Here is an 11,018-nt window from a genome sequence, read left to right as displayed (position 1 = left end):
TGAACTGATCGCACCACCATAACGACCACTGCTGTCTCACGCGACGCTTCATTCCGCGGCCTTCAGCGTACGCATACATTCATACGAGGCTGAGAAAGACAGCTTCTCTCGATATTCGGCCATTACCCCCTGGACAATCCTGGAGGCCGGCGGGCGATTGGACTCCATTCCGGATATCTTTGCCGTCGGTGGCTGGTACCATGACGCAGTAGGCTACTATGGCATAGGCCAAGGTTCGGATATGGTTGGCGAGAAGACGATTTTCGGCCGCAAGATACAATTCTATTCCTCGACACACGAGCGCTCCCATCTCTGGGGCTCTTATGGCATGTCGCCATTCCCGGCCGGGATGCCCTGCTATGCACTGATCTGGGAAGGATGGTGCGGCAATTTCTATGAAATCGATGAACACCTGCACGTCGTCTATAAGGGCAAAGCGGTCGCCAATCCGGGCCACAAATATGCTTTTCTTTACGCGCTCGCCGAACCGAGCGCAGGACCAACGAGTATTGAAGACGCCGGCAAGCTAATGGCACTTTGCGCTTTCGGAGAGGCCGAATCGGCCGACTCGGACGCGCAGGCGCTAATCGATTTCCTTGTTCCGACGGATGTCTACCCCCTGTACAAGGAGAACTTTCGGAGTTCGCCCTACTATAACATCGGGGTAACGCATCAGAAGTTCACCAACTTAGCCAGGCGGGCTTCTGACGCCATCTTCGACACGTTTCGCGTTTTTGCGGAGAAGAACCTAACGAAGCGCTACCCGCTGCTGATTTCTGGTGGGTGTGGATTGAATTGCGACTGGAACCGCCGTTGGCTTGAAACGAACCTATTTGCAGACGTTTTTATTCCGCCCTGCACAAATGATGCGGGCTCCGCCATTGGGACTGCAGTCGACGCGATGAGACATTTCACCGGAAAATCGAAGATCAAATGGAACGTCTATTCAGGCCAGCCGTTCGCATCGGACGAAATTGATCGGAGCGACCTCGAGGTCCATGCACTTGACTACGACCAAATAGCCTCAGCGTTGTTAGACGGCAAGGTTCTCGGCTGGGTACAGGGTAACTGCGAAATTGGGCCGCGGGCGCTTGGCAATAGGTCCATTCTCGCGGCGCCTTTCTCGAAGAGTACTCATGAACGGCTCAATCGGATAAAGAAACGGGAGGGTTTCCGTCCGATAGCGCCGGTTTGCCTGGAAGCGGACGTCGCACTCCACTTCGATCTGGCGCGCCCATCCCCCTATATGCTTCTTTTCCAGAAGGTTCTTGATAGCCGTTTGGAGGCCGTCACTCATGTCGACGGCACAGCTCGCGCGCAGACAGTTTCTCACGAGCAAAATCCGCGTTTGTTTCAACTCCTTACCTCGTTCAAGGCCAAAAGCGGGGTCGGTGTTCTTTGCAACACGTCGCTGAACTTTAACGGGAGGGGGTTCATCAATCGCGCAAGCCACCTGTTAATCTATGCCCGGGCAGCGGGCCTCGATGGGTTCGTGATAGGCGACTCTTTTTATGTAATCAAACAAGCGCCCCCCGTGGTGGCGGGCGAGCATAAAGATGCCGCTTGACGCAGGGAAAGGGAGGTCCCCCGGGCAGCGCGTTCAGCTCGACCGACGTTGCAACGTACGTGAAATCAAAACGCCGCCGATCCAGTTATACCCTTATACCGGTTGCCGCTATTGTAAGCCGGTCTTGGCTTCGGAGAGCCTCCTTTAGTGGGGCACAACCGAAACGACGGCTTCACAGATAGGACCCTGGGACACATTATCGATCAAGACCTCTGCAGTTATGACCCTCCTTTGCGGTTTTGCCTCCGAAGGCGCGACCACCCGTAGCAGAAGTTCGCCCCGCTCTCCGGGCTTAAGTACTACGCTTTCTTTTTCGCAGTTTGTTGTCCAGCCGGAGGGCGGCAATAGCCGGCCACTGTAGGTAGCCGTTCGATCCAAGTTGTTCCGAACCTTGATCGTGTACATCACTTCATCGTTCGCCCGAGCTGTCGACACATACGGCAACATCCGCGCCCAGAACAAATCTATGAAGCGGTCTGCAGGCTCTCGCACCAAATCGCGGAAGATTTTCTCCTTACGCTCGATGTAGTCGACGTACTCCATAGTTCTCGAATAATCCATCGAAAACAACTCGCCATGGCCCGGGCAAATGAGCTCAGGCATCAATGCCCGCATGACATCAGCGCACCGGAAATGCATCTCCAACTGAAAACTATTGCGCATGACTGTAGTTTGGATTGCGATCTCACGCTCAATTCCTCCCGCTTGCGGGTTGAATAAAAACAGATTGTCCCCGCTGAAGAGGATTCGCTTGCCATCGATGTTGCCGACTATGATCGAGTGATACTCGGTCTGTCCCGGGGCATAGTGAACTTCGAAATCAAAACCCCTCCAATGAAATGCCTCGCCATCGCGCAAAATTCGTTGAACTTTGATCGGTTTGTCATAGCAGCACGGCGTGCTTGCCCAAGCTGCGGGATCGGCAATGACCTGGGCAACGCAATCGAGTGCCCAGCACTGGGTACCGCAATGTTGTTGTAGATATGGGATGCCGCATATGTGGTCGTCGTGGATGTGCGTAGGAAGGACAAGTTCGATATCTCGCACTCCATAGTCCTCGCGCAGTTGGTCGAGGTGATGCTCTACAAAACGCAGGGACTGCATGCTTCCGTGATCCGGAGCCACATGAAGATGCCCATCGGAGGCCAATCCGTAGTCGATTAGCATTGCGTGACCGTGTCCGCTCAGGACTATGTAGAAGTTGGAGCAGGTGTAGGGTCCGGCCCAGAGTAAATGTTCCGTGATACGTTGAAGGCGGCTCTCGCGCAAAAGTTTTGCTTCACTGCGCCCGTCGCCGGCTTTGCCTGAGGTACGGTTCCCCCCTAGGGTCGCAACTGCCTCGAGCCTGGTTTCAAGCGCTGAAATGTCCGCTCTCACCTCGGTGATAGGCTCTCCGTGTGACGGAAATGCCGTTTCAACATTCTCTTTTTTGAGGGAAAGGATAGACTGCATCGTAAACTCAATACCGAGAAGATCCCCATAGCCATACTCCATGGCGTGCAGCTGGTAGAGTTTGCCGCCCCTGGTCATCAAGTCGCCTGTAAAAGCGACCTTCTTGCCGTCGACATCTGTAATCAGGCTGACCATCCCGTAGGTATGGCCTTTAGCGGGGATGATACGAAATTCGTACTCTTGCCAAGTGAAAGTGCCATAGTCTTCAAGAATGGCATCGCAGGGGACATTTTCCGGCAGTGAGAAGAACGTGCTGGTGTCATTATAATTGTCGTAGATACGGCGTGTCTGCCAATAGGCTTCAGCGTCGGCGAACAGATGCCGCTCGTATTCGGGAACCGCGACTTTTGCTCCAGCCCTTTGTACAGCGGGGGTTCCCCAACACTGATCTCGGTGATGGTGGGTATGCAGAACCCAGTCAACTCGCTCGATGCCAATACCTGCGAGGTGCTGCACAACGGTGCCTGATCCCGTATCGATAAGCAGGCACTGGTTGCCACTCTTCAAAATGTACACATTGCAACTATCTTCATACACCCAGAGGTGGGCGGAGAGCTGGATTAGGGACATTTGCATCCTTCAGAGGCACACAGCGGTGTTGTCGGGGCCCTGAATATTGGGGGAACAGTATGCCGCGAGGGCTAAAAGTGCCGCGGTTGATCGTTCCGCATCAGCATTGAGGAGCCCTTTAACGTCGACCAAATATTGCGAGCGCGGCTTTATGGGATCTTTGCACGCAGATCACTGGTCGTGACGTCGGCGGGTATTGGGCAAAGGTATGGCCGCCCCCCCGTTTGTTGCTTCAACTCCGCCTTTGCTCGAACAATGATTTCTGGATTGCGTATGCAATCTGCTGCCGTAGAAGCGATGACCTTGGCAGCCAATATCATTCCCTTATGGGCCGCCGGCAAATCGCCTTGGGTGACGAGCTGCCAACTGTGGAATGGGGTGCCGATGGCGAAACACGCTGTTTGACACTGTGCGGTCGGCACGATCCAGCTGACGTCGCCCACATCCGTCGAGCCAAACTCGAACTGGTCTGTGCCCAACGGGATAAGATCGTCGTGGAGGAGGTTGTCCTTCAAAGAGACGTCGCGCCCCACGACGCTTGCCAGCGCATCTTCGTCCGTCAGCGCCGTCTTGCGAAGCTCCTTGGCGAACTCATAGTCTCCTGCGTCAAAAGGGGGCGGACCGACACGACGCATGTTCTCGTACATCACGTCATACAGCGCTTTGTTGGGCAAAAGGTTGGAGTAGCCACCGGTGATTTGCACCTTCACCGAGGTCTCGGTCATAAGCGCAGCACCTTCTGCAATCTTTTGCACGCGCTCGAACACCCGCTCAGCGTCTTGCACGCTCGGAGAGCGAACGGAATAGGACGACTCGGCATATGCCTGTACTACGTTGGGGAACTCGCCGCCGGCATTGATGATGGCATAATGAACGCGAGCATTCGATGGCATGTGCTCGCGCATGTAGTTGACGCCAATATTCATCAACTCGACTGCGTCGAGCGCGCTGCGTCCCAAATGTGGATCCGACGCCGCGTGCGCCGCCCTGCCGGTAAAGGAGAAACGCGCCCATTTTGCCGCGTTCGAGGATTTAGTCAGCACTTCGTTAACTACCGCCGGGTGCCAACACAGGGCAGCATCGAGATCGTCAAAGGCGCCGGCTCGTGCCATAAAGGCCTTCCCCCCTCCAGCTTCCTCTGCCGGGCAGCCGTAGAAACGCACAGTACCTTCAATGCGTTCAGTTGCGAGCGCATCTTTCAAAGCTACTGCGGCAAGCGCGGAGCCGGAACCGAGAAGATTGTGCCCGCAACCATGCCCTGGTCCAGGCTCGGCCGCGCGGGGCTCAGTTGCGCCAGAGACCTGAGCAAGATCGGGAAGCGCGTCGTATTCGCCGAGGATGCCAATGATGGGGCTGCCCTCGCCAAATTCGGCGGTGAAGGCTGTAGCGATGCCGCCGACATTCGTGGTGATGCGAAAGCCTTCGCGCTCGAGCATGGCGATGTGCTCGGCAACCGAGCGATGCTCATCAAAGGCTAATTCTGGCATCGCCCAGATGCGGTCGCTCAAGGCGCAATAATCTGCTGCCTTCACGTCCACGCGGCGGACGATTTCATCAAGGCGGAGACAATCATTTTCCATATTTGCTGAAGTCCTTGAAGTGTTGCCATCGTTCTGGTGGGTAGATGCGCTCACGTCTTTCTCCCATGAGGGCTGCGACATCACTAAAGCGAGAGAGGAATCGGACACGGAGTCTGGGCAGAAGCCGACGAATTTTCGGACGCGAATTGGCGGCAAGCGAGGCCACTCCAACAACTATGATATTGCCATCGGTTTTCCTGATTGAAGTCTTGAGCCCTCGAATTCGGTTCCGTTCATGCTCGAACCGCCAAACAAGCAGGCATCAACCTCCTACGAATTGGTAGATGCAGATGACTGACAATAGCACCAGTACAACGTCGCCACGGACGCCCTAAGGACAATGGCAGCCTGCTCCACAGCGCCCGCGTAAGCCGGAATGCTTCTCGTTCTCCGAAGATCCGGCCCGCGTGCAATAGTTCAGTAGAATGGCGTTGATCGGGACCCCTATTTGAAAGTGCTAACCAGGTACACTGCCGGCCGTAGCAGGCGCCTTCTCCCGGCAGGCAAGTTTGTCTGGAGTCAATTGGAATAAAAAGGCCCGGCTCGACGCCGGGCAAGGTTGCGCGGGCGCTGGGAGAACACCGGCGCAAGGACTTCATTGAACCGGACGAAATCGCCAAGAGTCACGTCGTTAGTTCCCAGCGCTCGCCATCTTGCGCCCGGCGATGGCGTTCTCCAGCCAACCGATTTCCATCTCCGGCACGGATGACAGAAGGAGATCAGTGTAATCGTCGAACGGCGGCGCCAAGCTTTGGGTCTTTGTCCCATAGCGCACGACCTCGCCGCGGTACATGACGGCTATGGAATCTGCGATAGACTTCACCGTCGCGAGATCGTGTGTGATGAAGAGGTAAGCCACCTGCTCGATCTGCTGGAGTTTGAGCAGCAGCTTCAGGATTCCATTGGCCACCAGCGGATCGAGGGCTGAGGTCACCTCGTCGCAGATGATGAGCTTCGGCTTGGCGGCAAGCGCGCGCGCGATGCAGACGCGCTGCTTTTGCCCACCTGAAAGCTCTGCCGGATAACGGTCCAGGAAGCCGGTGCCCATCTCGATTTCTTCGAGGAGCTCTTGCACCCGCCGCTCGCGTTCGGCACCTCTCAGTCCGAAATAGAAGGTCAGCGGCCGGCCGATGATGGTGCCGACCGTGTGGCGCGGATTCATCGCGACATCGGCCATCTGGTAGATCATCTGGAGTTGGCGCAGGTCTTCCTTCGTCCGGTGGGCCAGCTGGTTCGAAAGCTTGCGTCCGTCGAAGGTGATTTCGCCCTGTTGTGGCGGTAGCAGGCCGGTGATGGCGCGCGCCAGGGTCGACTTTCCGGAACCGGATTCTCCGACTACGGCAAGCGTCTGACCAGGGTGGATATCGACGGAAACATTCTTCAGCACCTTAATCGCGCCCTGGCCATAGGCGGCGGTGACGTTTTTGACCGACAGGACTGGTGTGGGCGTCGGCAGCTTCTCCTGATGCTCGATGTGATGGACCGAGACTAGAGCCTTGGTGTAGCTTTCCCTCGGCTCGTTGATGATGGCGCGCGTCGTGCCCTTTTCGACCTGCTTGCCGTGCCGCAGCACCATGATGTCGTCGGCAACCTGCGCTACGACCGCGAGGTCATGAGTGATGTAGAGTGCCGCCACGCCAGTGTCGTGGATCGCCTCCTTGATCGCGGCCAGCACGTCGATCTGGGTCGTCACGTCGAGGGCGGTCGTCGGTTCGTCGAAGATGATCAGATGGGGCTCGGGGCAGAGCGCCATCGCGGTCATCACGCGTTGCAATTGTCCGCCCGAAACCTGGTGCGGATAGCGCTCGCCGATATTTTCTGGATCGGGAAGGCTGAGCTTGCGGAACAACGCGACTGCCCGGCGTTCGGCCTCCGCGCGGCTGGTTAAGCCGTGTTTGAGGCAAGTCTCGACGACTTGGTCCATCAGCCTCTGTGCCGGATTCAGGGCGGCGGCGGCCGATTGCGCGACATAGCAAACCTCATGGCCGCGCAGCTTGCGGAGGCCGTTCTTGCCCTGCTTGAGGATGTCGCGGCCGTTGAGAATGACTTCGCCGCCGGTGATGCGGACACCGCCGCGGCCATAGCCCATAGGTGACAGGCCGATGGTGGATTTGCCGGCACCGGATTCACCGATAAGGCCGAGCACCTTGCCCTTCTCGAGCGTCAGGGAGACGTCATCGACGATGGCGACTGTCGTCGGCTTTTCGCCGCGCGGATAGGTGGTCGCCTCAATGCGGAGATTGCGAATATCGAGCAGAACATCAGGCATTGCCGCGCCCCCCCTTGAGGTCGGTAGTGCGGTTCAGGATCCAGTCGGCGACCAGGTTGACGGAGATCGCAAGCGCCGCAATCGCCGCGGCCGGGATCAACGCCGCTGGGATGCCGAAGACGATGCCATCCTTGTTCTCCTTGACCATTCCGCCCCAGTCCGCCGCCGGCGGCTGCACGCCGAGGCCTAGGAATGAAAGAGCGGAGAGGACGAGCACCGCATAGATAAAGCGCAGCCCGAGTTCAGAGACCAGCGGCGACAGCGCATTTGGCAGTATCTCGGCGAAGATCACCCACCACTTACCTTCGCCTCGCAGCTTAGCGGCCTCGACGAAGTCCATGACATTGAGGTCAGAGGCTACCGCGCGTGACAAACGATAGACACGCGTCCCGTCGAGGGTGCCCATAACCAGGATCAGCGTCACCAGCTTCGAAGGCAGCACGGAGAGCACGACGAGAGCAAGAATCAGGGAGGGGATCGCCATAAGGAGATCAACGAAACGCGACATCAACACATCGAACCAGCCGCCGACCACCGCGGCGGTGAATCCGAGGATCGCCCCCATTGAAAAGGAGAGCGCGGTCGCAAGGACAGCAATGAAGATGGTTGTCTGGGCGCCATAGATCATGCGCGAGAAAAGGTCGCGGCCGAGATTGTCGGTGCCGAACAGAAATTTCGCCGACATCGGCTCCCAGACGCCGCCGACAATCTCGCCAAGCCCATGGGGGGCGATCCACTGTGCAAAGATCGCCACGAGAAACAAGAGGGTGGTGATAATAAGGCCGATCAGCGCGCCGATAGGAAGACGTCTTAGCATGGCGCTCCTCATCTCGGATGCCTGAGGCGCGGATTGGCAAGAATGGATGCCACGTCGGCCACGACGTTGAGAAAGATGTACACGGCGGCGAAGATCAGACCGACGGCCTGGACGACCGGCACGTCCCGCATGGCGACATGATCGACCAGATACTGACCCATGCCCGGATAAACGAAGATCACCTCAACGACGACGACTCCCACCACGAGATAGGCGAGGTTGAGGATCACGACATTGATGATGGGGGCAAGAGCATTGGGTAAAGCGTGCTTGCGGATGACCTCAAACGCCGTCAGGCCTTTCAATTCGGCAGTCTCAATGTAAGCCGACTGCATTACGTTGAGGATAGCGGCGCGGGTCATACGCATCATATGTGCGAGAATGCCCAATGTCAGCGCGGTGCAGGGCAACGCTATCGCTTTCATCCTGTCGAGGAAGGACATGCCGTCATAGACGGTTGAAATGCCTGGGAAGACCTGGAATTTGACAGCGAGGAAATAGACCAGCAAATAGCCGATGAAGAATTCCGGCACCGAGGTGGAGGCAAGCGCCAACCCCGAAATCAGCTTGTCGACCGGGCCGTTGTGATGACGAACGGCAATAAGCCCCAGGATGACGGCCAGCGGGATCGACACGATGGCGGCCCAGAAGGCGAGGAACAGTGTGTTCCACAGTCGCTCCTTGATAGACGCGGCGATATTGAGCTTGGTTGTCAGCGCGGTACCCAGGTCACCATGCAGAATTCCGAACAGCCAATGGAAATACCTGACATAGGCAGGGTCGTTGAGCCCCATTTCCTTTCTGAGGTTCTCGATTGCCAGCGGCGTCGCCGTTTTGCCGAGAATGGCCTGCGCAACATCGCCCGGCAGGAGATTGGTGCCAGCGAAGATCAGAACCGAAACGGCGACCAGCAACAGGATGCCCAGCGCAATGCGCTGGGCAACAAGCTTGGAAACCATGGTCGTACGGCCTCAGGCCTGGAGCCAGCATTTGGACAGCGCGTAGCCGCCCATAAGCTCCTGGTTGCCATCTGTAGCCCAGCCGCCAACCTGCGGCCCTGTGGCATCGATGAAGTCGTTGAACATCGGGAGGATCGCGCCGCCCTCGTCGCGGACGATCTGGCTCATGTCGGCATAGAGCTTCTTACGCTTGCCGGCATCGAGTTCACCACGGGCCTGGACCAGCATCTGGTCGAACTTCTCGTTGGAAAAGTGGGTCCCGTTCCATGGCGCTTTAGATTGGTACATGAGGGAATACGTCATGTCCTGGGTCGGACGGCCGCCAAAATAGCTAGCCTTGAAGGGCATTTTGTCGTATTCCGACCAGTAGCTGTCGCCCGGATTGCGCTTCACCTCGATGGTGATGCCCGCCTTGGCCGCGCTCGCTTGGTATAGCTGAGCAGCTTCCACCGCGCCGGGGAAGCCGACGTCGGACGTGTTAAGCAGCACCGATCCCGAGTGCCCGGACTTCTTGTAATGGAAGGCCGCCTTGTCCGGATCGTACTTGCGCTGCTCCATCTCGGTAAACAGCGAATAGGTCTTGCTGATCGGGGTGTCATTGCCGACGGAGCCATAGCCCCCCAGGATCTTCTGGACCATCTCCTCGCGGTCGATGGCATATTTTAGCGCTAGCCGCAGGTCGTTGTTGTCGACAGGCGCCGTGTCACATTGGCATTCAAACATATAGTGGCCACGGCTGCTAGCATTGCGGATGGCGATGGCAGGGAAGCGCTTTAGCAGTTCGACGACCTTCGGATCGACTCGGTTGATCATATGGACCTGCCCGCTTTGCAAGGCGGAGTTGCGGGCTGTCCCGTCGTTGATGACGACAATCTCGATCTGATCGGCAAAGCCGCGGTCGTGGCGCCAGTAATCTGCGAACCTTTCACCCCCAGATCGAACGCCGGCATCGTGGACGGTGACCTTGTAGGGCCCGGTTCCGATGCCGGCGGTCGGGTTGTCGTTGCCGCCATTCGGCTGGATAACCACTTGGTGTGCAGTCATGAAAAACGGAAATTCGGCATTGGCTTCTTTGAGCCTGAAGACCAGGTTCTGGCCGTCGACGGCCATTTTGTCGATGCCCTGCAAAAGTGGGAGCGCGCCGGATTTCGAATTGGGGCCGGCATGGCGCTCGACGGTGGCAAGCACGTCGGCGGGCGTCATTTCCTTTCCGTCATGGAAATGCACGCCCTTGCGGATCTTAAAGGTCCAGACTTTGGCGTCCTTCGAGGGGCCCCATTCCTCCGCGAGTGCCGGCTGCACTTTTCTTTCTGCGTCCAGCTCAACAACCGTTTCGCCCCACTGGCGGCTGAAGATAAATTGAAGTGCATCGGTCATGAGAACTGGATCGAGGCTGTCCGTCGCCGCTCCACCTTGCAGCCCAGCTTTGAGCAATCCGCCCTTGACGGGTCCCCCGGCTCTTGCGGCCGTAGCAAGCAGGTTGTTGGCAAACCCTGCACTGATGCCGAGTGCCGCGGCCCGACCTAAAAAGTCGCGTCGAGACAGCTTTCCCTTCGCGACGCGCTCACTGAGAAAATCAAGTTCTTTCATCGTAGTTCCCCTTTGCCATGCTTTCTTGGTTTATTCTCTGCTATCGGCACCAGTTGCCTAGCTGCCGACGCCGCAAGATCGGCGGTTAATTGCCGCCGCCGAACGGTTGGAAGCGATGGCCTTCCATGCGGACGAGCTCCTTTCGATCGCACCCAGCATGTTCCGGCTCGAACAAGAGGCAGATAGCGAAACCGCTTCGCTCCTCCGCCGAGAT

7 protein-coding genes are annotated in these 11,018 nt (G+C 57.5%); 1 reads left to right on the top strand and 6 read right to left on the bottom strand.

Translation table 11 applies throughout. From position 1 onward, the window contains the following. The first annotated feature begins 157 nt into the window (after positions 1-157). Positions 158-1,567 (top strand): carbamoyltransferase C-terminal domain-containing protein, encoded by a 1,410-nt coding sequence (locus tag ACWGS9_RS24815; protein ID WP_454507729.1) that lies wholly within the window; start codon positions 158-160, stop codon positions 1,565-1,567. 144 nt (positions 1,568-1,711) lie between these two features. On the opposite strand, the gene ACWGS9_RS24810 is transcribed toward ACWGS9_RS24815, so the two are convergent. The 6 genes from ACWGS9_RS24810 to ACWGS9_RS24785 all read right to left on the bottom strand — a co-directional run bounded on the left by ACWGS9_RS24810 (position 1,712) and on the right by ACWGS9_RS24785 (position 10,804). Beyond that, a complete protein-coding gene (locus ACWGS9_RS24810) occupies positions 1,712-3,589 on the bottom strand; it encodes an MBL fold metallo-hydrolase (protein WP_454507728.1) in 1,878 nt (625 codons plus the stop codon). A 149-nt stretch (positions 3,590-3,738) separates the two neighbouring features. Further along, positions 3,739-5,169, bottom strand: a complete 1,431-nt coding sequence (locus tag ACWGS9_RS24805; RefSeq protein WP_454507734.1) for a M20 family metallopeptidase — start codon at positions 5,167-5,169, stop codon at positions 3,739-3,741. A gap of 631 nt (positions 5,170-5,800) precedes the next feature. Further along, positions 5,801-7,438: an ABC transporter ATP-binding protein gene (locus tag ACWGS9_RS24800; protein ID WP_454507727.1), complete on the bottom strand. Its 1,638-nt coding sequence runs from the start codon at positions 7,436-7,438 to the stop codon at positions 5,801-5,803. Then, the gene (locus ACWGS9_RS24795) at positions 7,431-8,255 is read right to left on the bottom strand and encodes an ABC transporter permease (RefSeq protein WP_454507726.1); all 825 of its coding nucleotides are present in this window, start codon (positions 8,253-8,255) and stop codon (positions 7,431-7,433) included. Before ACWGS9_RS24795 ends, ACWGS9_RS24800 begins: the two co-directional genes overlap by 8 nt. Before the next feature lie 8 nt (positions 8,256-8,263). After that, positions 8,264-9,214: an ABC transporter permease gene (locus ACWGS9_RS24790; RefSeq protein WP_454507725.1), complete on the bottom strand. Its 951-nt coding sequence runs from the start codon at positions 9,212-9,214 to the stop codon at positions 8,264-8,266. Between the two features lie 12 nt (positions 9,215-9,226). Further along, entirely contained in the window at positions 9,227-10,804 is a 1,578-nt protein-coding gene (locus tag ACWGS9_RS24785; RefSeq protein WP_454507724.1) for an ABC transporter substrate-binding protein, read from the bottom strand. Positions 10,805-11,018: the final 214 nt, after the last annotated feature.

Source organism: Mesorhizobium sp. Arg314 (genome assembly GCF_053714275.1).
Note: the sequence above shows the minus strand (reverse complement) of the source record. Positions and strands in the feature narration are given on the sequence as shown.

What these genes read in the sequence shown, in the direction of transcription:
- ACWGS9_RS24810 (WP_454507728.1), bottom strand. Translation starts at nt 3,589, where the DNA reads ATGTCCCTAATCCAGCTCTCCGCCCACCTCTGGGTGTATGAAGATAGT.
- ACWGS9_RS24805 (WP_454507734.1), bottom strand. Translation starts at nt 5,169, where the DNA reads ATGGAAAATGATTGTCTCCGCCTTGATGAAATCGTCCGCCGCGTGGAC.
- ACWGS9_RS24800 (WP_454507727.1), bottom strand. Translation starts at nt 7,438, where the DNA reads ATGCCTGATGTTCTGCTCGATATTCGCAATCTCCGCATTGAGGCGACC.
- ACWGS9_RS24795 (WP_454507726.1), bottom strand. Translation starts at nt 8,255, where the DNA reads ATGCTAAGACGTCTTCCTATCGGCGCGCTGATCGGCCTTATTATCACC.
- ACWGS9_RS24790 (WP_454507725.1), bottom strand. Translation starts at nt 9,214, where the DNA reads ATGGTTTCCAAGCTTGTTGCCCAGCGCATTGCGCTGGGCATCCTGTTG.
- ACWGS9_RS24785 (WP_454507724.1), bottom strand. Translation starts at nt 10,804, where the DNA reads ATGAAAGAACTTGATTTTCTCAGTGAGCGCGTCGCGAAGGGAAAGCTG.